Source organism: Streptosporangiales bacterium (genome assembly GCA_009379825.1).
Taxonomy (GTDB): Bacteria; Actinomycetota; Actinomycetes; order Streptosporangiales; family WHST01; genus WHST01.
The window spans coordinates 21,065-44,622 of record WHTA01000013.1; the positions used below are offsets into that span (position 1 = coordinate 21,065).

28 protein-coding genes and 1 pseudogene are annotated in these 23,558 nt (G+C 71.6%); 20 read left to right on the forward strand and 9 right to left on the reverse strand.

Going from position 1 to position 23,558, the window contains the following annotated elements; translation table 11 throughout:
* Window positions 1-8 precede the first annotated feature (8 nt).
* The 3 genes from pdxS to GEV07_09180 all read left to right on the forward strand — a co-directional run bounded on the left by pdxS (window position 9) and on the right by GEV07_09180 (window position 1,814).
* A complete protein-coding gene (gene pdxS, locus GEV07_09170; protein MQA02872.1) occupies window positions 9-893 on the forward strand; it encodes a pyridoxal 5'-phosphate synthase lyase subunit PdxS in 885 nt (294 codons plus the stop codon).
* An 11-nt stretch (window positions 894-904) separates the two neighbouring features.
* On the forward strand, window positions 905-1,453 hold the full coding sequence (pdxT, locus tag GEV07_09175) for a pyridoxal 5'-phosphate synthase glutaminase subunit PdxT (protein ID MQA02873.1): 549 nt from the start codon (window positions 905-907) through the stop codon (window positions 1,451-1,453).
* 73 nt (window positions 1,454-1,526) lie between these two features.
* Window positions 1,527-1,814, forward strand: a complete 288-nt coding sequence (locus GEV07_09180) for a hypothetical protein (protein MQA02874.1) — start codon at window positions 1,527-1,529, stop codon at window positions 1,812-1,814.
* 12 nt (window positions 1,815-1,826) lie between these two features.
* Here the strand turns inward: GEV07_09180 and GEV07_09185 are convergent, their stop codons facing one another.
* Genes GEV07_09185 through GEV07_09205 form a run of 5 tightly spaced genes read right to left on the reverse strand, consistent with a single transcriptional unit; the run spans window position 1,827 to window position 4,737 of the window.
* Entirely contained in the window at window positions 1,827-2,078 is a 252-nt protein-coding gene (locus GEV07_09185; GenBank protein ID MQA02875.1) for an HAD hydrolase-like protein, read from the reverse strand.
* Window positions 1,970-2,506: a hypothetical protein gene (locus tag GEV07_09190; GenBank protein ID MQA02876.1), complete on the reverse strand. Its 537-nt coding sequence runs from the start codon at window positions 2,504-2,506 to the stop codon at window positions 1,970-1,972. Before GEV07_09190 ends, GEV07_09185 begins: the two co-directional genes overlap by 109 nt.
* A gap of 23 nt (window positions 2,507-2,529) precedes the next feature.
* Window positions 2,530-3,258 carry an SDR family NAD(P)-dependent oxidoreductase gene (locus tag GEV07_09195; protein ID MQA02877.1) on the reverse strand — a complete coding sequence of 243 codons (729 nt, stop codon included), beginning with the start codon at window positions 3,256-3,258 and terminating at the stop codon, window positions 2,530-2,532.
* Between the two features lie 22 nt (window positions 3,259-3,280).
* A complete protein-coding gene (locus GEV07_09200) occupies window positions 3,281-4,489 on the reverse strand; it encodes an AMP-binding protein (GenBank protein MQA02878.1) in 1,209 nt (402 codons plus the stop codon).
* Window positions 4,489-4,737, reverse strand: coding sequence for an acyl carrier protein (locus GEV07_09205; protein ID MQA02879.1), 249 nt, complete (start codon window positions 4,735-4,737; stop codon window positions 4,489-4,491). The genes GEV07_09200 and GEV07_09205 overlap by 1 nt, the downstream gene beginning before the upstream one ends.
* A gap of 115 nt (window positions 4,738-4,852) precedes the next feature.
* Between GEV07_09205 and GEV07_09210 the strand changes: the two genes are divergently transcribed.
* The 3 genes from GEV07_09210 to GEV07_09220 are packed head-to-tail and all read left to right on the forward strand — an operon-like array spanning window position 4,853 to window position 6,844.
* Window positions 4,853-5,374: a GNAT family N-acetyltransferase gene (locus GEV07_09210; GenBank protein MQA02880.1), complete on the forward strand. Its 522-nt coding sequence runs from the start codon at window positions 4,853-4,855 to the stop codon at window positions 5,372-5,374.
* Window positions 5,371-6,426 (forward strand): pseudaminic acid synthase, encoded by a 1,056-nt coding sequence (pseI, locus tag GEV07_09215; protein MQA02881.1) that lies wholly within the window; start codon window positions 5,371-5,373, stop codon window positions 6,424-6,426. The genes GEV07_09210 and pseI overlap by 4 nt, the downstream gene beginning before the upstream one ends.
* Before the next feature lie 46 nt (window positions 6,427-6,472).
* Window positions 6,473-6,844, forward strand: a complete 372-nt coding sequence (locus GEV07_09220) for a DUF2784 family protein (protein MQA02882.1) — start codon at window positions 6,473-6,475, stop codon at window positions 6,842-6,844.
* Here GEV07_09220 and GEV07_09225 read toward each other — a convergent pair.
* Window positions 6,841-7,689, reverse strand: coding sequence for a LysR family transcriptional regulator (locus GEV07_09225; protein ID MQA02883.1), 849 nt, complete (start codon window positions 7,687-7,689; stop codon window positions 6,841-6,843). The two genes, GEV07_09220 and GEV07_09225, sit on opposite strands and share 4 nt — an antisense overlap.
* A gap of 96 nt (window positions 7,690-7,785) precedes the next feature.
* Here GEV07_09225 and GEV07_09230 point away from each other — a divergent pair, with 96 nt between their 5' ends.
* Both GEV07_09230 and GEV07_09235 read left to right on the forward strand, forming a co-directional pair.
* A complete protein-coding gene (locus tag GEV07_09230; GenBank protein ID MQA02884.1) occupies window positions 7,786-8,511 on the forward strand; it encodes an SDR family NAD(P)-dependent oxidoreductase in 726 nt (241 codons plus the stop codon).
* A gap of 20 nt (window positions 8,512-8,531) precedes the next feature.
* Window positions 8,532-9,365, forward strand: coding sequence for an LLM class flavin-dependent oxidoreductase (locus GEV07_09235; protein ID MQA02885.1), 834 nt, complete (start codon window positions 8,532-8,534; stop codon window positions 9,363-9,365).
* Here the strand turns inward: GEV07_09235 and GEV07_09240 are convergent.
* Window positions 9,362-10,399 (reverse strand): spore coat protein, encoded by a 1,038-nt coding sequence (locus GEV07_09240; protein MQA02886.1) that lies wholly within the window; start codon window positions 10,397-10,399, stop codon window positions 9,362-9,364. The genes GEV07_09235 and GEV07_09240 overlap by 4 nt on opposite strands.
* A gap of 11 nt (window positions 10,400-10,410) precedes the next feature.
* A complete protein-coding gene (locus GEV07_09245) occupies window positions 10,411-11,163 on the reverse strand; it encodes an NTP transferase domain-containing protein (protein MQA02887.1) in 753 nt (250 codons plus the stop codon).
* Between the two features lie 169 nt (window positions 11,164-11,332).
* On the opposite strand from GEV07_09245, the gene pseB reads away from it, so the two are divergent.
* The 12 genes and pseudogenes from pseB to GEV07_09305 all read left to right on the forward strand — a co-directional run bounded on the left by pseB (window position 11,333) and on the right by GEV07_09305 (window position 22,900).
* Complete coding sequence (pseB, locus tag GEV07_09250) at window positions 11,333-12,313, forward strand: UDP-N-acetylglucosamine 4,6-dehydratase (inverting) (GenBank protein MQA02888.1); 981 nt, start codon at window positions 11,333-11,335, stop codon at window positions 12,311-12,313.
* A 21-nt stretch (window positions 12,314-12,334) separates the two neighbouring features.
* Entirely contained in the window at window positions 12,335-13,459 is a 1,125-nt protein-coding gene (locus tag GEV07_09255; GenBank protein MQA02889.1) for a UDP-4-amino-4,6-dideoxy-N-acetyl-beta-L-altrosamine transaminase, read from the forward strand.
* A gap of 4 nt (window positions 13,460-13,463) precedes the next feature.
* Window positions 13,464-14,276, forward strand: a pseudogene (locus GEV07_09260) (hypothetical protein).
* Window positions 14,277-14,512: 236 nt separating this feature from the next.
* Window positions 14,513-16,186: a hypothetical protein gene (locus GEV07_09265; protein MQA02890.1), complete on the forward strand. Its 1,674-nt coding sequence runs from the start codon at window positions 14,513-14,515 to the stop codon at window positions 16,184-16,186.
* Entirely contained in the window at window positions 16,183-17,400 is a 1,218-nt protein-coding gene (locus GEV07_09270) for a hypothetical protein (GenBank protein ID MQA02891.1), read from the forward strand. The genes GEV07_09265 and GEV07_09270 overlap by 4 nt, the downstream gene beginning before the upstream one ends.
* A 118-nt stretch (window positions 17,401-17,518) precedes the next feature.
* Window positions 17,519-18,634 carry a hypothetical protein gene (locus tag GEV07_09275; GenBank protein MQA02892.1) on the forward strand — a complete coding sequence of 372 codons (1,116 nt, stop codon included), beginning with the start codon at window positions 17,519-17,521 and terminating at the stop codon, window positions 18,632-18,634.
* Window positions 18,635-18,738: 104 nt separating this feature from the next.
* Window positions 18,739-18,939: a hypothetical protein gene (locus GEV07_09280; GenBank protein ID MQA02893.1), complete on the forward strand. Its 201-nt coding sequence runs from the start codon at window positions 18,739-18,741 to the stop codon at window positions 18,937-18,939.
* A gap of 99 nt (window positions 18,940-19,038) precedes the next feature.
* Window positions 19,039-20,529, forward strand: a complete 1,491-nt coding sequence (locus GEV07_09285; GenBank protein ID MQA02894.1) for a flotillin family protein — start codon at window positions 19,039-19,041, stop codon at window positions 20,527-20,529.
* A 27-nt stretch (window positions 20,530-20,556) separates the two neighbouring features.
* Window positions 20,557-21,060: a low molecular weight phosphotyrosine protein phosphatase gene (locus GEV07_09290; protein ID MQA02895.1), complete on the forward strand. Its 504-nt coding sequence runs from the start codon at window positions 20,557-20,559 to the stop codon at window positions 21,058-21,060.
* 24 nt (window positions 21,061-21,084) lie between these two features.
* Window positions 21,085-21,579 (forward strand): carbonic anhydrase, encoded by a 495-nt coding sequence (locus GEV07_09295; GenBank protein ID MQA02896.1) that lies wholly within the window; start codon window positions 21,085-21,087, stop codon window positions 21,577-21,579.
* A 17-nt stretch (window positions 21,580-21,596) separates the two neighbouring features.
* The gene (locus tag GEV07_09300; GenBank protein ID MQA02897.1) at window positions 21,597-22,481 is read left to right on the forward strand and encodes a phosphotransferase; all 885 of its coding nucleotides are present in this window, start codon (window positions 21,597-21,599) and stop codon (window positions 22,479-22,481) included.
* A 26-nt stretch (window positions 22,482-22,507) separates the two neighbouring features.
* Window positions 22,508-22,900 carry a phage holin family protein gene (locus GEV07_09305; GenBank protein MQA02898.1) on the forward strand — a complete coding sequence of 131 codons (393 nt, stop codon included), beginning with the start codon at window positions 22,508-22,510 and terminating at the stop codon, window positions 22,898-22,900.
* Here the strand turns inward: GEV07_09305 and GEV07_09310 are convergent.
* The gene (locus tag GEV07_09310) at window positions 22,897-23,550 is read right to left on the reverse strand and encodes an SUMF1/EgtB/PvdO family nonheme iron enzyme (protein ID MQA02899.1); all 654 of its coding nucleotides are present in this window, start codon (window positions 23,548-23,550) and stop codon (window positions 22,897-22,899) included. The genes GEV07_09305 and GEV07_09310 overlap by 4 nt on opposite strands.
* Window positions 23,551-23,558 lie beyond the last annotated feature (8 nt).

Sequence of the window (23,558 nt, forward strand, 5' to 3'; positions counted from 1 at the left end):
CTGAAGGCATGCGAGACGAAGCGACGTTCAGGGTCAAGTCCGGGCTGGCGGAGATGCTGAAGGGCGGCGTCATCATGGACGTCGTCACCCCGGAGCAGGCGAAGATCGCCGAGCAGGCGGGCGCATGCGCCGTGATGGCGCTCGAGCGGGTGCCCGCCGACATCCGGCGCGACGGCGGCGTGGCCAGGATGTCCGATCCGGAGATGATCGAGGGCATCAAGGCGGCCGTCACGATCCCCGTGATGGCGAAGGCACGTATCGGCCACTTCGCCGAGGCGCAGGTGCTCGAGGCCCTGGAAGTCGACTACATCGACGAGTCCGAGGTGCTCACGCCGGCCGACGAGGCCAACCACGTCGACAAGTGGGCGTTCAACGTGCCGTTCGTGTGCGGTGCGACCAACCTGGGCGAGGCGCTGCGCCGCATCGGCGAGGGCGCGGCGATGATCCGGTCCAAGGGCGAAGCGGGCACCGGTGACATCGTCGAGGCGGTACGCCACATGCGCATGATCACCGGCCAGATCCGCAAGCTCGCGGCGCTGGACACCGCCGAGCTCGCGACCGCGGCGAAGGAGCACCAGGCGCCGTTCGACCTGGTGCGGGACGTGGCGGAGAACGGCAAGCTGCCGGTCGTGCTGTTCTGCGCAGGCGGCATCGCCACCCCGGCGGACGCGGCGCTGATGATGCAGCTCGGCGCGGAGGGCGTGTTCGTCGGCTCCGGCATCTTCAAGTCGGAGGACCCGCAGCGGCGGGCGAACGCGATCGTGGAGGCGACCACGCACTACGCCGACCCGGCCAGGGTGGCGAAGGCGTCGCGCGGCCTCGGCACGGCGATGACCAGCCTGGAGTCGGCGAAGCTCACCGACGAGCAGCTGCTCGCGGGCCGCGGCTGGTGACGGCCGCCGCCATGGGCCGGACCGTCGGCGTGCTCGCGCTGCAGGGCGACTTCGCCGCGCACGCGGCGATCCTGCGGACGCTCGGCGCGGCGTCCCGCGAGGTACGGGTGCCCGCGGACCTGGACGGCATCGACGCCCTGGTGATCCCCGGCGGCGAGTCCACCACCATGACGCTCGGCATCGAGCGGGAGGGGCTGGGCGACCCGATCCGCGAGCTGGCGGCGAGCAAGCCGGTGCTCGGCACCTGTGCCGGCCTGATCATGCTCGACCAGAAGCACCTCGGCGTGCTCGACATGGTCGCCGAGCGCAACGCGTTCGGCCGCCAGGTGCGCTCGTTCGAGGCCGACCTGGACGTCACCGGCGTCGACGGCCGGGTGCGCGCGGTCTTCATCCGGGCGCCCTGGGTCGCCTCGTACGGCCCGGACGTCGAGGTGCTCGCCGAGGTCGACGGGCACCCGGTGGCGGTGCGTACAGGCACGGCGCTCGCGGTGGCGTTCCACCCGGAGCTGACCAGCGAGGCCCGCATCCACCGGCTGCTTCTCGACCAGCTCAACCGGTAATAACGAAACGCGCCCGCTCAGCTACTTTGAGTTATAGTTGCTGGGCACCCTGCTTCTCCTACGGAGGACCACCATGCGGCGCGTCACCAGGCTCCTGGCCGTCCCTGCCGTTGCGGCCGTGCTCGCCGGCTTCTGCGGCGGCACTGCGCACGCGGCGAGCGGGACGCTGTACATCGGCAACATCCCGTACGCGGACCCCGCCGGCTGCAAGAACGGCGCCGGCCGCGCCTTCCAGCTCGACAACGACACCGACGGGCGGGTTTTCGTGCACCCGCGCAGGGACTGCGGCGGCCCGGTCATCGCCGTCATCGAGCCGGGCGACGACCGCACCGTCCCCGGGCAGAGCGTCTTCGTGGAGTGACCACCCGCCGGCTCAGTGGCCGAGCAGCGGCGGGATCTCCGCGAGCGACGTGACGCGCTCCCCCGTCCAGGACGCGCCCTCGTAGTCGGCGGCCGGCCGCAGCGGGCGTTCGGCGTCCAGGTACACGGCACGCAGGCCGACCGCCGTCGCACCGGTCAGCTCGTTGCTGTTGCCGTCACCAACGTACAGGCACCGCTCGGGCGCGACGCCGAGGCCGTCGCAGGCGGTGAGGTACATCCTGGCGTCCGGCTTCTGCGTGCCCATCGACGCGGACAGCACGGCGGTACGGAAGTAGGCGCCATCGGGGTGTCCGGCCACAGCTGCGCCGCGTCGGACGAGGCATCGCTGACCAACGCGAGCGGCACGCCGGCCGCGCGGAGCCGGTCGAGCGCAGGCAGCGTCGCCGGCCGCGGCACCAGCCACTTCCGCAGCATCTCCTCGCGCGCAGCGACGGCCGCCGCCAGCTGCGTCTCGTCGACGGCCACGCACGCGCTCGCGCAGATCTGCCTGATCGACTCCGTGACGGTGCACGCACCGGTCATCCGGTCGCGGGTGAGCGCGCCGTAGCCGGCGGCGAACTCGTCCGTCGGCATGCCCAACGGCTCGGCCAGCAACCGCATCTGCTCCGGCCAGCTCAACGCCGGCGCGACCGGCACGAGCGTGCCGAACAGGTCGAACAGCAGCGCATCCATCCGACCATCTTGCCCGGCGTCGGTCAGCTGCCGGCCCCGCCGTCGGTGGTGAGCACCTGGCCGTGCACGTTCGTGTGCTCGAACAGCAGCATCCGCACCAGCGGCACGACCTCGGCCGGCTCGGTGAGGTGGCCGGTGGGGGTACGGCGGACGATCTGGTCGAGCTGCGTCTGCCCGAGCACGGCGGACATCTCGGACGCGAAGAAGCCAGGCGCCACGCAGTTCACCAGCATCCGCCCGCGCAGCTCGCGCGCGAGCGCCCTGGTGGCCGCCTCCAGGCCGCCCTTGGTCGCCGAGTACGTCACCAGTCCGGGGAAGCCGCGCTGCGCGCAGATCGACGTCACGTTCACCACCCGGCCGCGGCCGCCCTTCGCCAGCAGCCGGCGGACGACCTGCCTGGTGAGCAGCAGCGGCGCGGTCAGGTTGGTCGCCACGATGCGCTCCACCGCGTCCGGCGCGGTGTGTACGTGCAGCGAGTCCTGGCCGACGGCGGCGTTGTTGACCAGGCCGTCGACCGGGCCGTACGCGTCCTCCACGGCACGCACGAACCCGGCGACCGCGTCCGGGTCGGTGACGTCGACGGAGCCGGTGAGCAGCTGCCCCGGCCACTCCTTCGCCAGCACCTCGAGCTCGCTGGTGACCGTACGGGCGAACACCCCGACCGCGGCACCCTGCTCCAGCAGGTCACGGACGATGGCCAGGCCCAGCCCACGGGACCCGCCCGACACCAGCACCACCGACGCCGGCGGCACCTGTTCTGGCAACTCGGCTCGCTCAGACGTCACTCTTCAAGGTCTCCTTCACGGGAATCTCCTCGAGCACGGTGAACCGGCGCGGCACGCCGTACTCCGGCAGCCGGCCGGCCGCCCACTGGGTGAGGGTGGCGACGTCGACGGTGCCGTCGGTCACCACGTCGGCGACGACCACGTGGCCGACGATCGGCGCCCGCCTGGCACGCACCCGCGCCCACGCCACGGACGGGTGCTCCTGCAACGTGTCCCTGACCACGCCTGCGGAGATCTTCGAGCCGCCCACGTTGATCTCGTCGCTGCCGCGCCGGCCGATGATCAGCACCCGGTCGGCGGTCAGCTCGACCCGGTCGCCGGTATGTACGGGACCGTCCAGGCTGGTGCCCGCGTACGGTGAGCGCACCACCAGCTCGCCGCCCTCCACGCTGAGCAGCGGCCGCCCGGGCGCCGCCCGGTTCAGCCAGCGGCGCGGGAAGCCCGCCCGGCCGTCGTGCACGACGATCGCCGCACCGACCTCGCTGGACGCGTAGATCCAGCTCACCCTGGCGCGGGGGAACGTCTCGCGCAGCCGGTCCAGGATCGCCTGGTCGACCGGTTCGCCGCCGAGCGTCACCTGCTCCAACGGCAGTGCGGCCAGCTCTGCCCCGCTACGGAACAGCGTCTGCCGCCAGAAGGTCGGCGTGCCGGAGACCGCCGTGACCCCGTCCTTCACGGCGATCTCCGGCCAGTCGACCAACCGGTCCGCGCTCACCGCCACCAGGTGTTGGCCTGGCTGGGTGAGGCTGAGCATGGCCAGCTGCCACCAGGCGTACGTACCCGGTGAGTACGGGCACAGCCAGGTGCGCGCCGGCTGCTCGGTGCCGACCGTGGCGAGGCTGGCGAGCGTGTGCCCGACCCGCTTCGGCCGCCCGGTGCTGCCGCTGGTGAGGATCCACACCCGGTCTGGCTCCGCCGGTCGCGGCTGCGTCGGCGACTGCACCGTGTGGCCGTCGGCGAGGTGGAAGCCGGCGGCCCGCAGCTCCGCCCGCATCTCGTCGTCCGCCCGGCTGGCCGCGACGAGCAACAGCTCGCCGCCGCCGGCGGCGTGCCCGCGGACGGCGGCGAACGCCGCTCGCGGGTCGTCGGTGAGCACCGCGACCGGGTCCGGCAGCGCGGCCCCGCCCCCGAGGTCGGCCCAGGTGTTCGCCGCCTCGCCGTCGACGACGATGCGGTTCGCGTCCCCCCGTAGCTCCATCAGGCCGCCAGCTTCTGCAGGAAGTCGAGCACGTCACCCGTCGTGGTGATGCTGCGCAGCCCCGGTGCGTCGAAGTTCAGCTCCGCGCCGATCTCGTCCTCCACCCGCAGCGCGAGCTCGGAGAAGTCCAGCGACCGGAAGCCGATGCTCGCCAGGTCGGTCGACTCGTCGTCGGGCAGGGTAACGCCCTTGGCCGACAGCACGTCGGCCATCAGGTCACGGATCCGCGCACGGTCAAGTGAGGCCATGTTCGCGGACGCTAGCCAGCTGGAACGTCCCGGATATGAACTCGAACCGTCGGCTGCGTGAACGTCCAGCTCACCGTGCAGACCGGCGCTCCCGCCGCTGGCATGCTGGGGAACCGTGTTACGTGACGCCACGACGGCGGACCTCGCCGACATCAGGAGCTGGCGCAATCACGAGCAGGTCCGAGCGGTCAGCTTGACCTCGCACGAGATCAGCGCCGAGGAGCACCGGAACTGGTGGACGGTGGTCCGCAGTGACCCCGCCCGCCGGACGCTCGTCTACGAGCAGTCCGGCGTCCCCAGCGGTGTGGTCAACTTCTTCGACCTCGACCCGGCCGCCCGCACCTGTGCCTGGGGTTTCTTCCTCGACCTCGCCGGGCTGGACGAACGCGGCGAGACGCTGCCGGCCTGGCTCGAGGTGCAGCGCGAGGCGCTCGACTACGCCTTCGGCGTGTTGGACGTCGACGTGCTCACCGGCGAGGTGCTGGAACACAACACGGTCGTGCGGCGGATGAACAAGCGCTTCGGCTTCACCGAAGGTGAGCCACAGATGCGCGACGGCGACGGCCAGCCGGTCGTCGTGTACCCGATCCGGCTGCACCGCGACGACCGCAGGGCCCGCAAGGAGAGCAACGCATGACCGCTGCCCCCGTGCCGTTCGGCAAGTACGAGATCGGGCCGGACCAGCCGCCGCTGATCATCGCCGAGGTGTCGGGCAACCACAACGGCCGGCTCGACCGCGCGCTCGACATCGTGCGGGCCGTCGCCGACAGCGGCGCGCAGGCGGTGAAGCTCCAGACGTACACGGCCGACACCATCACCGTGGACGTGGACGGCCCGCTGTTCCGGCTGTCGTCCGACCACGAGCTGTGGGCGGACAGGAACCTGTACCAGCTCTACACCGAGGCGCACACGCCGTGGGAGTGGCACGAACCGATCTTCGAGCTCGCCACCGACCTCGGCCTGGTCGCGTTCTCCTCGCCGTTCGACCCCACCGCCGTGGACTTCCTGGAACGGCTGGACGCGCCCGCGTACAAGGTGGCCTCCTCGGAGATCGTCGACCTGCCGTTGGTACGGCGGATGGCGGAGACCGGCAAGCCGCTGGTCATCTCCACCGGCATGGCCAGCCTCGCGGAGATCGACGCCGCCGTACGCACCGCACGCTCGGCCGGCAACGACCAGCTCGTGGTGCTCGGGTGCACGGCCTCGTACCCGGCGCCACCCGAGCACAGCAACCTGCGCAGCCTGCGGGTGCTCGCGGACGCGTTCGGCGTGCACGCGGGACTGTCCGACCACACGCCTGGCATCGGCGCCGCGGTGGCCGCGGTCGCCCTCGGCGCCGTCGCGGTGGAGAAGCACGTGACGCTGGACCGCGGCGACGGCGGCGTGGACTCCGCGTTCTCGCTGGAACCGACCGAGCTCGCGACACTGCGGCGGGAGACGGAGACCGCGTGGCGGGCGCTCGGCAGCACGGACATCGGCCCGGTGGCGTCCGAGGCGGAGGGCCTGCGCTTCCGGCGCTCGCTGTTCGTGGTGGCGGACGTCCGCGCGGGCGACGAGGTGACGTCGGCGAACGTCCGGTCGATCCGGCCGGCCGGCGGCCTGCCGCCTGCGGCCATCGACGACGTACTCGGCCGGACGTTCCGCAAGGACGCCGCGAAGGGCACCCCACTCGGCTGGGACCTGCTGTAGCCTCGCCAGCCACACGGCTCGCGCGCCGCGCGGGAAGGTGGTCGCGATGGTGTTCCGGTGGCTCGCGGTGGCGGTGGCCTGCGTGCACGCCGGGTACCTGGTCTACCTCGTCGTCGGCGGCTTCCTCGCCTGGCGCTTCCCGAAGACGTTCTTCGTGCACGCGCTCGCGAGCGGCTGGGCGCTCGCCATCGTGCTCGCCGGGGTCGTCTGTCCGCTGACGGTGCTGCAGAACGCCCTGCGGGTGCGTGGCGGTCAACCGGAGCTGCCCGGCGCCTTCCTCGACGTCTACGTACGCGACGTCGTGTACCCGGTGGAATACCAGGACCAGGTGTACTTGGCGGTGGCAGTGGTCATCGCGATCTCCTGGGTCGGCGTCGCCGTCCGGCTCTACCGAAACCGCCGCACCCGACCGACCTAGAGACGTGTCGCAGTCCGGACGAGGCCGGCGACCGCCCGTGATCGGCTGTGTGGTGGCCACGCGATCACCGTCGTCACCTTCGGCGCGTCCAGCACCGGCACCGTGACGAGGTCGCCGCGCAGTTGGGAGCGGATCGACTCCGGCAGGATCACCGAGGTGCGGCCGAGCGCGACCAGCTGCAACAGCTGCGTGTGGTCCCTGACCTCGGGACCTGGCCCTTCCGGGTCCGTGCCGTCACGGCGGGGCCAGCGCGGCATCGGCAGGCCGGGTAGCTCGGCGACCTCGTCCATCAGCACGTGGCTCCGCCCGGTGAGCGGATGCCCGGCCGGCAGGACCAAGACCTGCCCCTCCGTGTAGAGCTCCTCGGTGTCGAAACCGGCCGTCGCGTCGAACGGCCGGTGCAGTATCGCCACGTCGGCCCGCCCGTCGCGCAGCAGCGGCTCCTGCTCACCGATCCCGCAGAGGTGTACGTCGATGGTGACCACATCGGGTTCGGCGGAGTAGGCGTCGAGCAGCTTCGCCAGCAGTTCGCTCGACGCGCCGGCCTTCGTGGCGAGGACCACGCCGGCCTGGCCGGTCGCGGCAAGAGCAGCGCGGCGGGTACGGCGGTCGGCGGCCTCGACCGCGTCCAGCGCCGCCCGGCCCTCCCGCAGGAGCACCGACCCGGCCTCGGTCAGGGTGACCGCCCGGCTGGTGCGTGCCAGCAGCGTCGCCCCGAGCCGTCGCTCGAGCAGCCGGATCGCCCGCGACAGCGGCGGCTGCGCGATCCCGAGCCGCTGCGCGGCCCTGCCGAAGTGCAGCTCCTCCGCCACCGCGACGAAGTACCTCAGCTCCCGCGTCTCCATGGCGACACGGTACCTCGCGATCGATACCCGTGAGGTATTGCTGCCCACCCAGCCGGTGTTGGCGGTGCCGACCGGGCCGCGGGCACGCTCGAGGGCATGAGCGGACAGACGACAGCGCTGGTCACCGGCGCGAACAAGGGAATCGGATACGAGATCGCCGCGGGCCTCGGCGCACTCGGCTGGAGCATCGGCGTCGGCGCCCGCGATGATCAGCGCCGCGAGGCGGCCGTGGAGAAGCTGCGCGCAGCCGGCGCCGATGCGTTCGGCGTGCCGCTCGACGTGACCGACGACGCGAGCGTGACGGCAGCCGCCAGGTTGCTCGCGGACCGCTCCGGTCGCCTCGACGTGCTCGTCAACAACGCCGGCGTGACCGGTGCCATGCCCCAAGACCCCACGACGGTGGACCTTGCGACCTTACGGACGGCCCTGGAGACGAACGGCATCGGCGTCATCCGCGTCACCAACGCGATGCTGCCGCTGCTGCGCCGTTCGGCGTCGCCGCGGATCGTGAACATGTCGAGCAGTGGCGGCTCGCTCACCCGGCAGTCGGTTCCCGGCGAGGAACCGGGACCGCTGTCCGCCGCGTACTCGCCGTCGAAGTCGTTCCTCAACGCCGTCACCGTCCAGTACGCCAGGGAACTGCGCGACACGAGCATCCTGGTCAACGCCGGCTGCCCCGGCTTCTGCGCGACCGACCTCAACGGCTTCCGCGGCGTCCGTACCCCGGAACAGGGCGCGGCGATCGCGATCCGGCTCGCGACCCTGCCCGATGACGGCCCGACGGGTGGCTTCTTCGAGGACGCCGGGGTGGTCCCGTGGTGACCCGACCGAGCTTCGGCATCATGACCGCCCCCTCCCAGGTCGAGTACCACGACGTACTGCGGGTGTGGCGTGAGGCAGACGAGGTCCCGGAGATCGAGCACGCCTGGCTGTTCGACCACCTGCTGCCGATCTTCGGCGACCCGAACGGCCCGACCTACGAGGGCTGGACGCTGCTCGCGGCGCTCGCCGCGCAGACCCGACGGCTCCGCCTCGGGCTGCTCGTGACCAGCAACCGCTTCCGGCCGCCCGCGATGCTCGCCAAGATCGCCGCAACCGTCGACATCGTCAGCGACGGACGGCTCGACTTCGGCATCGGCGCCGGCTCGCGTACCGACATCCCGTGGGCCCGACGCGAGTACGACGCCCACGGACTCCCGTATGACGACGCGAAACATGCCGTGGCGAGCCTTGCCCAAACCTGCGCCCTCGTCCGGAGGCTCTGGACGGAGGACGAACCGTTCGACTTCGACGGCCGGCACACCCAGCTCACCGGCGCGTTCTGCAACCCGAAACCCGTTCAGCGCCCCGGCCCGCCGGTACTCATCGGCGGGCGTGCCGCCAGGACCTTGCGCGTCGCCGCCGAGCACGCCGACCTATGGAACATGCCGGGCGACGACATCGACGACGCGACGCTACGCAGCAAGCTGCTGGACCGCTACTGCGCCGAAGTCGGCCGCGACCCCGCCGCGATCACCCGCTCGATCTACCTCCCGGTCGACTACGACCGTCCCCAGGACGTCCGTGACTCGACCGGCCGAGCGGTCGACGCCGGCTTCCGGCACATCGTGCTCGGACTCCCCGCGCCCTACCCCACCGACGTCGCACGCTGGGTCGCCGACGAGATCATCGGCTAGGCGTGCTGATGCTCGGCGGACAGTACGTCGAGCAGGGCGTCGGCAACCCTCGCCGTGCCGCGGCCGTCGACCAGGGCCCAGCCGCGGCGGCGCAGCGCTGCGCGTTCGTCGGCCGAACGCAGCAGCTCGGCCAGCCGGGCGGTGGCCGCCGCCGGGTCGCTGCGTACGTCGCGCAACGAGCCCAGCCCGGCGACCGCGCCGGTGGCGACCGTCCGCCGGTAGCCGACGAGCTGGTTGTCCGCCACGTACACCACCGCGGCCGCCGCGCCGAGGCAGAGCAGCTCCCACAGCGAGGTGCCGGACGCGGCGAGCACCAGGTCCGCGCCGAGCACGTGTGCGGCGAGGTCGTCGGTCGGCGGGATCACCGTGACCCGCTGCCCGCCGGCCAGCGGCACCGCGTCGACCTCCGCGACCCGGTCGGCAGCGGCCGCGACCACGGTGGCGGTGAACGGCTGCCCGGTCAGCGCCAGCGCGCGGCAGAGCACCGGCGCAGCGCCGAACGCATCGGTGCCGCCGAAGAACGCCAGCACATGAGGCACGCCAGGTTCGGCGCCGGTGCCCGGCTGCGCGGGACGCGCTTGCGCGATCTCGGCACGCAGCATCGCGTACCGCAGCCCGGCCAGCCGCACTGCGCCCGCGGGCAGGTCGACCGGCGCGTCCTCCGCGCCGAGGTTCTGGTCGACGTACAGGTCGGCGCGGTGGCCGGCCAGCTCGCCGTCCACGATCGCGAGCACGGGCACACCCGCCGCCTGGAAGCCCTCGGACACCTCGGCCGGCAACAGGTACGAGTCGAGCACCACGGCGGCCGGCTGCCGACCGAGCACCGCACGCAGGTACGCGCTCGGGTCGTCTGCGGACGCGACCACCTGGAACCCCCGCCGCCGCAGCTGCGCACCCGCCCACGGCAGGTCAGCCACCGAGGCGAAGAACACCGGACGCAGACCGCGCGCCGCGACCGCCTCGGCCAGCGCGATGCAGCGCATCACGTGGCCCACCCCGATCTGCGGGCCGGCGTCGCAGCAGAACGCGACCATCCGGGGCGCGGTCAACCTGCTTCCAGCACCTTCTGCTCGACGTGCGCGTTGAGCTCGACCATCTCCGGCCGCGACCGCAGGAACGCCACCACCTCTGGCAGCGCGGCCGGCCGGTCGCCGAGCTCCGCCACCATCGCCTCGAGCATGGCGAGGTCGTCGGTCGTGTCCAGGGTGACGCGCAGGTCAGCGGCGTTCGGCTGGATACCGAGACCGAGCAGCTGGTACCGACCCGGGTTGGTGTAGATGCCGGACGTGACGTGCGTACGGTGATGCGCCTCGGCGATCCCGTCCAGCTCGCGCAGCGCCTCGCCGCGTACCACCTCGACGTCCATGCCGCGCGGCACGCACCGCGGCATGGCAGTGCTCACGTAGTCGAGCCACGGCGCGGCTCGCCAGCTGGCGACCGACGCGGCGACGAGCGTGGGATCGAGCAACGGACAGTCTGCAGTGAACCGCGCGATGGCGTCCGGCTTGAGGTTCTCAGTCGCGGTCAGGAACCTGCCGAGCACGTCGTCCGCGTCGCCGCGCGCGACGGCTACGCCGAGCCGCTCGCACTCCGCGACGATCGGGGCGTCGTCGGAGTCCGTGGTCGTGGCCACGATCAGCTCGTCGAGGCAGTCGGCTACACGTACGGCACGCACCACCCACCCGAGCACGCTGCGCCCTGCCAACGGGTGCAGCACCTTGCCGGGCAGTCTGGTGGATCCCATGCGCGCCTGTAGGACGCCGACGACGGTGGGGCTACCGCCTTCGTAGTTGTTCATCGACACCCATCTGAGCACGGCAAAGTCGCGGCGTCACCCTTCGACGGCCGCGCTTCACCTTCCATACCCCCTTGAATTCATGTGGGCGTCACTTTCGCTACCTAGCTTCTCGCGCGGACCCACTAACGTTTCACTACGCGCAGGCGTGCGCCGGGAAGGCTGTATCGGCGTGTCGATACTCAATGGCTCGGACATCCTCGTCACCGGCGGGACCGGCTCCTTCGGGAAGACGTTCATCCGCCACGTGCTCGACAACTACGAGCCGCGTCGCATCGTGGTCATCTCCCGGGACGAGCTGAAGCAGTACGAGGCCCGTCAGCTCTTCGAAGACGACCCGCGGTTGCGCTGGTTCCTCGGCGACATCCGCGACCGCGACCGGCTGATGCGCGCCATGCACGGCGTCGACTACGTCGTGCACGCGGCCGCACTGAAGCAGGTCGACACGGCGGAGTACAACCCGTTCGAGTACGTACGCACGAACGTGACCGGCTCGCAGAACGTCGTCGAGGCGGCGATCGACTCGGGCGTGCAGAAGGTCGTCGCGCTGTCGACCGACAAGGCGTCGAGCCCGATCAACCTCTACGGCGCGACCAAGCTCGTGGCGGACAAGCTCTTCGTGTCGGCGAACCACTACGCCGCCAACCACCCGACCCGCTTCGCGGTCGTCAGGTACGGGAACGTGATGGCCAGCCGCGGCTCGGTGATCCCGTTCTTCCGCAAGCTCGGCGCGGAGGGCAAGTCGCTGCCGATCACCGACAAGCGGATGACCAGGTTCTGGATCACCCTCGACCAGGCGGTGCAGTTCGTCGTCGACTCGTTCGAGCTGATGGCCGGCGGCGAGCTCTACGTGCCGCGCATCCCGAGCATGAAGCTCGTCGACCTGGCCCAGGCGATCGCGCCGGACGCGCCGATGCACGAGATCGGGGTGCGGCCGGGCGAGAAGCTGCACGAGGAGATGGTGTCGCCCGAGGAGGGCAGGCGCGCGCTGCAGCTCGGTGACAGGTACGTCCTGCAGCCGACGATCGCGACCTGGGGTTACGAACCGCCGAAGGACGGCGTCGCACTGTCGGACGGCTTCGCGTACCGTTCCGACACCAACGACCTCTGGCTCGACGTGGACCAGATCCGCGACATGCTGCCCGAACTCTGACCGCAGAGGAAACGCAACGAAATGCTGCCGTACGGCCGCCAGTCCGTCACCGCCGAAGACATCGCCGCGGTGACGGAGGTGTTGCAGGGTGACTGGCTCACCACCGGGCCAGCCGTGCGTACGTTCGAGGAGCAGCTGGGCGCCTGGGCCGGCGGCACCGAGTGCGTGACGGTGACGTCGGGGACGGCCGCCTTGCACACGGCGTACGCCGCCTGCCGGGTCGGCCACGGCGACGAGGTCGTCACCACCCCCATGACGTTCGTCGCCACCGCGTCGTGCGCGTCGATCCTCGGCGCCACACCGGTCTTCGCCGACATCGACCTGGCCACCGGCCTGCTCGACCCGGAGGCGGCGAAGGCGGCCACCAGCTCCCGCACCCGCGCCGTCACGGCGGTCGACTACGCCGGCCAGCCCGCCGACTACGACGCGCTGCGTCAGGTCACGGACGCCTGCGGTGCGCTGCTGATCGCGGACGCGGCCCACTCCATCGGCTCGCGGTACCGCGGCCGGGCGGTCGGCTCCGTCGCCGACGTCACGACGTTCTCGTTCTTCCCCACGAAGAACCTCACCACGGCAGAGGGCGGCGCGGTGGCGACACCGCATGCGGACATCGCCACCCGTGCCAGGCGGTTCCGCACCATCGGCCTGGTGCGTGACCACGGCGACCTGCGGTACCCGGACGAGGGCGGCTGGCACCAGGAGGTGCACGAGTTCGGGGTGAACTACCGGCTCCCCGACGTGCTCTGCGCGCTCGGCCTCGCCCAGCTGAACCGGCTGGCGGCGTTCCGCAGCCGCCGGCTCGCGCTCGTAGAGCGGTACCGCGAGCTGCTCGCCGGCGTCGACGGCATCCAGCTGCTCGAGCAGCGCGCGGACTCCGAGGCCACCTGGCACCTGTTCCCCGTACGCGTGCTAGACGGCCGCAGACGCGAGGTCTACGAGAAGATGCGCGCGGCCGGCATCGGGGTGCAGGTCAACTACGTCCCCGTCTACTGGCACCCGGTGTACGCCGACCTCGGCTACCGGCGCGGCCTGTGCCCGAACGCCGAGCAGTTCTACGCCGAGGAGCTCTCGCTGCCGTTGTTCCCCGACCTCACCCAGGCCGACCAGGACCGCACCGTCGAGGCGCTCGTCGCGGCGTTGGGCTGACCTCGTGCACCACATCAACTACTTCTACGGGCATGCGCACGTACTCGCGCGCTACGCGGGGCTGGCGGACTGGTGCGACCCGCCGCGCATCTGGGGGTACCTGCAGCACGGCTGGAACGTCCATCATGGCTTCGACCCGCGCGCCGACCTGGCGCCTGGCGTGCCGAAGCTGGTGTGGTCGGACGGGCCGCGCGCCCGGGGCCACGAGCTCGGCCTGCGCGACTACCACGTCCTCGGCGCCCCGTGGGCGTACCTGCTCGCGCTCGCGCCGCAGGACGAGCACGCCGGCGAACGCCGCGGCACGATCGTCTACCCGTTCCACGGCTGGGAGAAGCAACCGGTCACCGGCGACCACCGCAGGCTCGCCGCGACCATCAGGGCGCACGAGAGCGGGCCGGTCACCGTCTGCCTGTACTGGCTGGAGTACCAGACCCCGGACGTCAGGCGCAGCTACGAGCGCGCCGGCTTCCGGGTGATCACGCACGGCAGGCGCGGCCGCGGCCGGCACGACGCCAACGTGGACTTCCTCCACCGGCAGCTCGCCGAACTGCGCCGGCACCGCCGGGTGGTTTCGAACCGCCTCAGCACCGCCGTGCTCTACGGCGCGTCGGTCGGCTGCGAGGTCGGGGTGTACGGCGACCCGATGCGGCTCGCCGACGACGACATCGTGCCCGGCGGTGCCGAGCGCATCCGCACCGAGTGGGCGGAGATGCACGGCCACGTCGTACCGACCGACGTGGCGGAGAAGGTGGCCAGGCAGGAGCTCGGCCTCGGCCACCGACGGGAGCCGGCGGAGATCGTCGACCTGGTGGGCTGGCAGGAGGCGCACGACGAGCGGACCGGGAGGACGTTCGTCGCAGTACCCTCTCCACCCGCCGGTGAGGACCGGCCGAGCGAGCTGCACGCACAGCTGCGGTGGCTCGACCGGGTCGTGCAAGAGCGGGATGCCGAGTTACGGCGGGTACGCACGTCCACCAGCTACCGGGTCGGGAACCGGCTGGTCCGGTCGGCAGGTGCGGTGTGGCGAAGGCTGTTCCGGAGAGGAGCTGGGCGATGAGGCTACAGGCCCAGGGCAGGGAGTTCGACAGGTTCTGTAGCACCGCGGAGGTGTTCTGGCGGAACAACGTCCAGCGTCACACCACCGGCGACGAACGGTGGATCCTGGTCGAGGCACTGCACCAGGACATCCGCGTGTCGCTGCGCAACCTCACCGTCGCGAACGCACTGCGGCGGATCTTCCCCGCCAAGCTCGCCGTGCTCACCGGTACCGACGAGGACTGGTACGCGGCGCTGTGGAGCGACTTCGACGTCGCCAAGGTCGAGGAGCTCGCCCGTGCCTACGGCGCCGATGCCGTCATCGACATCCACAGCATCATCGACAAGCGGCTCGCCGCCGGCATCGACGTACCCGACACCATCGACGTGGCCGGCCAGCGGATCCCGATGGACGGTGCGCCGAACGGGATCGACCCCACCCAGCTCGACCACGTGGTGCGGGCCACCGCGTGCCGGGTGCTGCGGGTGCCGCGGCTGAGCGCCGCCGACATGGACGGCGAGGCGTACACACGGGTGCGCGGCCGCAGCGCCGAGTTCTCCCGCGTCTACGACGCGCTCTGCCACTCGCTGCAGCCGGCCGCCCTGGTCACCAGCCACGTCGACTACAACCACTGGGGTCTCGCCGTGGAGTCCGCGACCAGGTTCGCCGTGCCGGTCGTGCACGTGCAGAGCACCGGCTCGCTGAAGGCGTACACGCTGTTCCCCGAACACGCGACCGGCACCCGCACCTTCCGCGGCGAGCTCACCGTGCAGATCGGCGAGTACTTCGAGAAGTACCTCTGGGCGAACCGGGAGAAGATCAGGCGCAGCGCGGAGCTGGTCGCGTGGCGGGCGAAGGGCAACCTCGGCCGGCCGTCGTGGTGGCGTGCAGGCAGCAGCGCGACGATGGACCTGGCCACGGCGACCGAGCGCGCCCAGCTGCGGCTGCACGCCGTGGACCGGATGGGTTTCGACCGCGACAAGCCCGTCGTCGCCGTCTTCAACCACGCGGTCTCCGACGCGCTGAACACGAACCTCGAGACGTTCGACGACCTCGCCGGCTGGTTCGAGGAGACTGCGGCGTACGCGCGGGAGCGCACGGACGTCAGCTGGCTGTTCCTCGACCACCCGAGCCAGGCGCTCTACGACGTCACCGGGTTCTTCGACGAGGTGGCCGAACGCCACGCGGACGCCGGCCATATGGCGTTCCGGCCGAGCCGCGCGCTGAGCAAGAACATGCTGTGGAGCATGCTCGACCTCGGCGTCACCGTGCGCGGCAGCGTCAGCAACGAGCTGCCCGCGTACGGCATCCCGGCAGTGCAGGCCGGCTGGTCGGAGTGGAGCTCGTGCGGCCTGTCCAGGGTGGCGGCCGACAAGGACGACTACTGGGCCATCCTCGACCACTCGCTCGACTCGCTGTGTGCCGGCGACTCGCTGATCACGCAGGAACAGATCGAGCGGGCCCGGCTGTGGCATTGGTTCTACCGCAGCGGCAACGACGTCAGCACACCGCTCGTGCCGCACTGGGACGTCGGCGCCAGCGACCAGCTGCTGCGGGTGATCCGGATCGCCATGGCCGGCATGGAGTGCGACGGCGACCCGGCGTTCACCGCCACCCGGCGGATGTGGGAACGCAGGGAGCCGTTCCTCACCCGAATCGACCTGACCGCGTTGGAAGCGAGCGACCTATGACGACGACCTCGCCAGCCGCGTTCGGCATCGGCACGGACTTCGACCAGCCGACGCAGGTGCTCCCGGTGCCGGGAGCGGTCACGAGCGGTGGGCAGCCGGAGCTGAAGCTCGTCGACGGTCTCACCCGCGGCGACGGGGTCGTCGGCCGGTTCGAGACCAGCCCCGGCCTGTTCGCCGTCAAGGTCGCGGAGCCGACCGGGCCGGTGCGGGTCACCGTCGAGCTGGCCGCGGACGCCGAGACCGCGGCCTGGTGGGAACGGCTGGTGCCGGAACACGTCCAGCCGCGCACGCCGCACGGCGCCCGGCTGCTCGCCGTACGGGCGCAGGGCGCGACCCGCGGCACGGTGCTGCTGGCGCGCCGCGTCACCGACTTCGGGCTGCGTGCACGGCAACGGGTCAGCTTCCCGCTTGCTGCGGAAGAGCTGCCCGCCGACGGCTTCCTGGTGATCGACGTCACCGAGGTCGAGGCGCACGTCCCCGCGTGGGCGGAGCCGACCACCGAGCGGCCGGCCGTCGGCGTGCGCGTGGACGCCGTACACGCCACGCCGACCGGGCCGGAGCCGCCGATGCCCACCCGGCCCGGCGCCACCCTGGACGCGCCAACGTGTGACCGGCTCGGCCTGATCGCTGCGGGCGGCAGCACCGAGAGCACGGCCATCGACGTACGGGCGGACTACTTCGTGGCACAGCCGATGCCGGCGGTGCCAGGGCCGGTCACGTGGACGCTGCAGCCACAGCTGGTCGGCGAGGTGCGTCCCGACCCGGCGCGGCCGGGCCGGGGCAGCCTGGTGTTCCCGAAGCCGGCGCCCGGCCAGCCACCACTGTCCACCAGGCAGAAGGCGCAGCTGGTCGCACAGCACGAGCTGGGGAACTTCGGCACCGACCTGCGCCGGCGAATGCGGCACCTCGCCGTCCGTGGCGTACGCAAGGCTGCCCGGCCGCTCGACCAGGGCCTCAGCTCGCGCACGGGCGCGGAGCTGCTGGCCCGCGGCCAGCTCCGCGCCGTGCTGGTGCCGATCGGGTCGAGCCGGCAGCTGCCCTGTCAGATCACCGCGGCTGCCGGCGGCCGGATCGCCGTCACCTGCACCGAGCCACCGGACGGCGCCGCGCTCGTCCACCTGGGCGTGGTCGCCACCGACGGCGGGCCGCTGACCCGTCTCGCCGACCGGCGGATGCACTGGCAGCTGGTATCCGCGAGGTACGGGCAGGCATGAGTAGCGAAGGAGCTGAGGAGCTGGCCAGAGGTAGGGGCCGCGTTGCGGCCTTGGTGGTCAGCCAGGCCACCGCGGCACCTGTCGGAGGACAGCGATCGAAGCGGTCGCGGAGGAACGGATGAGCGAGACGACCGACCTGGCTACCGCAACCGTGCCCGAGCATCAGCCGACGCTGACCGACGACCCGCACGAGAACACCGCCATCCTGCGTGAGCTGCTGGCCACCGCGACGCCCGGGCGCATCCACGTCGCGGCCGGCCGCCATCCGCTCGCCGAGGGGCTCGTGCTGACCGACGGCTGGTCGCTGCACGGCCCGCCAGGTGGGCTACCGCGGGCGACCCTGGCGCAGGTCGAGCCGGTCGAGCAACCGTTCGTGCACATCCTCGGCTCCCGGTGCAGCATCTCCGACCTGCGCCTCGAGCTGCCGGCCGCGTATCCCGGCCCGCACGACGGCGACCGCTGGACGGCCGTCACCGTCGGCCAGTACCTCTATCCGGCTACCGCGGACTGGCTGGCCGACGTCTCGCTGCAGCGGATCCACGTACTCCGCGCCGGGCGGTGCGCGGCCAACAGCATCGCCGTGATGGGTGCCGTACGCCGGATCCACCTCGCCGAGGTGCATGTCAGCGGTGGCGGCACCGGCGTCGCCGCGCACTGGGGCGCGCCCGGCGAGAGCGTGGACGACCTCACCGGCCCAACGTACCACCCGCACCAGCTGACCATCGAGGACCTGTACGTACGCAAGGCGTTCGAGGGCTTCTACCTGAGCTCCGTACACGACGTCACGGTCGAGCGGGCACGGATGTCCGGCGTGGAGATCGGCTTCCGGCTGTTGCCCGGCGACAACACCGACCGGTTCCACGAGTCCCCGGGCGAGTCGCAGGTCAGCTCCCGGATCTCCGTCTCGGACTGCGAGATCGGCTGGATCGGGGGGCTGTACGCGCTCCGGGTGGCCGGCTGGGGGCAGAGCGAAGTGGACAGCGAGATCAGCCAGCTCGACTACCGCGACCTCACCATCTCCGACATCGTCGTCCACCCGTGGCCGCAGCCGGACGCCGAGGCGACCGAAGGACGCGCGGCCGTAGTGGTCGAGAACGCCGGCCGGGTCGCGTTCCACCGGATCGGCCTCGCCAGCAGCACGGACGTCGTACCCGTACGGCTCGACGGCGAGGAGCTTCCGCTGTCTAGCCTCACCGACGCGGTGGATAGGATGTCGCGGCAGGGAGACCGGTAGTCGCCGCGCAACGATCTCTTTGGTAACTTCCGCCGACGCTCGCTCCTACGAGCCGCGGCACTCCGCTACCGTGTGGCTGCAGTAGTTCACCGTGGAGGGATTCCTTGGTCGGCAGACAGGGCCGGGTCACCGGCAAGATCGCGACCGGTCTTGTCGGCGAGGTGATGCTCGAGGTCCGTGGCGGCGTCGAAGCGTTCTATGCGTACCCGACGGTTCCGGACGAGAGCTTCGAAGAGGGCCAGATCGTGGTGGTCACCGAATACCATCCGCCGCGCACAATCTACGTGACAGCGGCGTACGGCTGATCGGAGCCATCGACGAGTTGACCCCGTCCCACTCCACACCGAACGTCTGACTGGACCTGCCCGGGGGACGGCCCCCGGTCGACGAAGGAGTGAACGTTGCTGTTAACCAGTTATCTCTACATCGCTGCGGCGGTGGTGGTCGCGGTCATCGTGATCGTGATCATCTTCCGCCTGGTCTGGAAGGTCGCAGAACCGAACGAGGCCCTGATCATCTCCGGCCTCGGCGCCCGAGGCGAACGCACCGGCGCCGCCGAGAGCCTCGGCTTCAAGATCATTACCGGTAAGGGCGCTATGGTGATGCCCGGCTTCCAGACCGCCCGCCGGCTGCTGCTCGACTCCCGCGCCGCGTCCCTCGAGGTCGAGTGCGTGACCAAGCAAGGTATTCCCGTGAGTATCCAGGGCGTCGTCATCTACAAGGTCGGCGACGACTTCGTCTCCATCGCGAACGCCGCGCGCCGGTTCCTCGACCAGCAGAAGCAGATGGACGAGACCATCCACGAGCTGTTCACCGGCCACCTGCGGTCGATCATAGGGAATCTCACCGTCGAAGACCTGCTGCTCAACCGCGAGCAGCTGACCTCGGAGATCCGTAGCTCGTCGGCCAACGAGATGAGCAAACTCGGCCTGATCGTCGACTCGCTGCAGATCCAGGAGATCCAGGACCACTCCGGTTACATCGAGAACATCGGCAAGCCGCACGCGGCCGCCATCTCCGCCCAGGCGAGGATCGCGGAGGCCGAGCGCGACCAGGAGGCGACCAAGTCCGAGCAGGTCGCCGCCGCGGAGAAGGCGCTGTCGATCAGGGACAGTCAGATCAAGCAGGCGTCGTACCAGGCCGAGGTCGACAAGGCCGCCGCCACTGCGCGGCAGGCGGGCCCGCTGTCCGAGGCCACCGCACGGCAGGACGTCATCCGGGCGGAGACCGAGGGCGCCGAGCTGTCCGCACAGCTGGCCGAGCAGAAGCTGCAGTCCGAGGTCCGTAAGCCGGCCGACGCGAAGGCGTACGAGACCAGGACGCTGGCCGACGCGCAGCGCGACGCGCGCATCTCCTCGGCCGAGGCCGAGGCGCGGGAGACCGAGCTGCGGGCGAACGCGGACGCGATGCGCGTACAGACCTCCGCGAACGCCGACGCCGAGGCGACCAAGATGCGTGGTGACGCCGAGGCGCACGCCACCCGGGCGACCGGTGAGGCGGACGCGGCTGCGGCCCAGGCCCGCGGTCTGGCCGAGGCCGAGGCGGCGAAGGCCAAGGGCCTCGCCGAGGCCGAGGCGATTCAGGCCAGGGCGAACGCGCTGGCGGAGAACCAGGAAGCCGTCGTCGCCCAGCAGCTGGCGGAGAAGTGGCCGGAGATCGTGTCGGCCGGCGCCCAGGCGCTCGGCAACGTCGACCACATGGTCGTGCTCAACGGCGCGGACGGCGTATCGGACATGCTCGCGAAGGCGCTGACCCTGGGCGGCACCGGCATGGGGCTCGCCAAGACGCTGCTGAACTCCATGAGGGAGGACGGCACGGTGCCGGCCAGCACCAACGGCACCGCGCAGGACAGCACCGCACCGGCGCCCGCCACCGACGCGGCCGCCGCCAGCTGACGAGGCAGCACCCACGGAAGGGCACGCATGGCTGAAACCAACCCGCAGCCCTTCCGGGTGTGCTTCGTCTGCACCGGCAACATCTGTCGCTCGCCGATGGCCGAGGTCGTGTTCCGCTCCCACGTGGAGCGGGCCGGCCTCGGCCATGCGGTCGCCGTGGCCAGCGCGGGTCTCGGCTCGTGGCACGTCGGGGACCCACCGGAGCACGGCACCGTCGAGGTGCTCGCGCAGCACGGCCTGGACGGCTCACAGCTGCGCGCTCGCCAGTTCCGGCCGGCCGAGCTCGGCACGCTCGACCTCGTCATCGGCCTGGATCGCGGCCACCTACGGGCGCTGCAACAACACGCCGGCCAGCATGCCGACAAGGTACGGCTGCTGCGCGACTACGACCCGGACGCCGACGGGCCGGACGTGCCAGACCCGTACGGCGGACCACTGCGCGACTTCGAGCACGTCTACCGGCTGACCGAGGCGGCCATGCCGGGTCTGCTCGACGCGGTCCGCAACGACCTGGACCGTATCTCCCGCTGACCGGCGCCCAGTAGGGTTCTGCCCGTGGCCGCACGCACTTCAGACGAGATGTTCACCCACGCCAGTACGCGCGCGCCGGTCAAGGTGGCTGACCTCCCTCGCGCGCCTGCGAGGCGCGTCGCGGTGCTGACGTGCATGGACGCGAGAATCGACCTGGCCGCACTGTTCGGCCTGGCCCTCGGCGACGCGAACGTGTTGCGCAACGCCGGCGGCGTCGTCACCGCCGACGTCCGGCGGACCCTCGCGATCAGCCAGCGGTTGCTCGGCACGACGGAGATCGTGGTGCTCGGCCACACCGGCTGCGGCATGCTCGACGTCGACGACCAGGAGTTCACCGCCGTCCTCAGGGAGGAGACCGGCCAGGTGCCCGACTGGCCGGTGGCGGGCTTCCGCGACCTGGACGAGCGGGTGCGGCAGTCCGTCGCGGAGCTGGCCGCCGATCCGTTCCTGCCGGCCAGGGACGTCATCCGCGGCGTCGTCTACGACCTCGCCAGCGGCGAGGTGCGCGAGGTGCGCTGACCGGTAGCGTCGGGGCCATGCCAGGTAGGAGTGCTCTCCCCGACGTCGCCAACCGGCTGCTCGGTCAGCCGACGCAGGACTGGCAGCCGGTAGGCGGCGGCTGCATCGGCGACTGCGCCCGGGTCACGCTCACCGACGGCCGGTCGGTGTTCGTGAAGACGATGGCCGACCCGCCGGCGCACTTCTTCGCCGCAGAGGCGGCCGGCCTGCGCTGGCTCGCCGAGGCAGGCGGTCCGCCCGTCCCCGAGGTACTGGCAGCCGGCGAGGACGGTATCGCGCTCGCGTGGGTGCCTACGGCAGGCGCGTCCGCCACGGCGGCGGAGCAGCTGGGCGGCGAGCTTGCGCGGATGCACGCGGCCGGCGCGGACTCGTTCGGCGCGCCGTGGTCCGGCTTCATCGGGTCGCTGCCGATGGACAACTCGCCCGCCGCCGACTGGCCCACCTTCTACGCCGAGCGGCGGCTGCTGCCGTACGCAAGGCAGGCGTTCGACCGCGGCCACCTCGACGCCGACCAGCTGGCCCTGGTGGAACGCGTCGCGGACCGGCTCGGCGAGCTGGCCGGCCAGGCGGAACCGCCGGCGCGGATCCACGGCGACCTGTGGAGCGGCAACCTGCACTGGGCGGCGGACGGCCGTTGCTGGCTGCTCGACCCGGCGGCGCACGGCGGCCACCGGGAGACCGACCTGGCGATGCTCGCGCTGTTCGGCGCCCCGCATCTCGACCGCCTAGTGGACGCGTACCGCGAGGCGGCCACGGACCTCGGCGCACCACTGGCCGACGGCTGGCGCGACCGGATACCGCTGCACCAGCTCTGGCCGTTGCTCGTGCACGCCGTGCTCTTCGGCAGCGGCTACGGCGCGCAGGCGGCGGCCGCCGCGCGTACGGCGTTGCGCACCAACTGACCGGGTTCTGGTGTCAGGATGGATGGATGCGGCTGCTAGCCAAGATCGTCATCACGGCACTCGCGCTGTGGGCGGCCACGCTGCTGCCCGGCATCAGCGCGGGCGCAGGCTCAGGCGCCGAACGTGCGGTGACCCTGGTCGTGGTGGCGTGCGTCTTCGGCGTCATCAACGCGGTGCTGAAGCCGATCATCGAGACGGTCGGCTGCCTGTTCTACGTACTCACCCTCGGCCTGTTCACGTTCGTGGTGAACGCCGCGCTGCTACTGCTCACCGCGTGGATCACCGGCAAGCTCGGCTTCGGCTTCCAGGTCGACGGCTTCTGGTGGGCGGTAGCCGGGTCGATCGTGGTGAGCATCGTGAGCTACCTGCTCCACCTGGCCCTGCCAGGGCCGCGCAGGGACGCCGAGCCGGGCGACTAGCGCGCGACGGTCGAGCGTGCGAGGCGGAACCCCACGTCGTCGATCTCGAACGTCGGGTGGCTGCGGCGGCGCACGGCGGCCCGGCAGCTCCAGTGCTCGTCGGACCACCCACCGCCGCGGAGCACCCGGTATTCGCCGTACACGGCGGCGTCGTAGACGTCCCAGCACCAGTCCCACACGTTGCCCAGCATGTCGTGCAGACCCCACGCGTTGGGTTGCTTGCCGCCGACGTCGTGCACCCGCCCGTCCGAGTTGCCGCGGTACCAGGCGATCGCGTCGAGCTCGCCGTACCGCGGGCCGGTGGTGCCGGCGCGGCAGGCGTGCTCCCACTCGGCCTCGGTCGGTAGCCGGTAACCCTCGGCGGCGGCGTCCCACTCGACGGTCTCGGTGTCGGCACTGAGACGGTACGCGGGCGCCAACCCCTCACGCTGCGACAACGCGTTGCAGAACCGGACCGCGTCCCACCACGACACGCTCTCGACGGGCAGCCGCTCGCCATGCCCGGCGCTCGGGTGCCCGCCGGTGACCTGGCCGTACCGCAGCTGCGTGACCGGGACGGCGGCCAGCAGGAACGGCCCGACGTCGACCGACCAGGTGCGCTGCGTTCTTCGGTCCGACAGCGTCACCCGCCCCGCCGGGATGGCGACCAGCTCGCCCG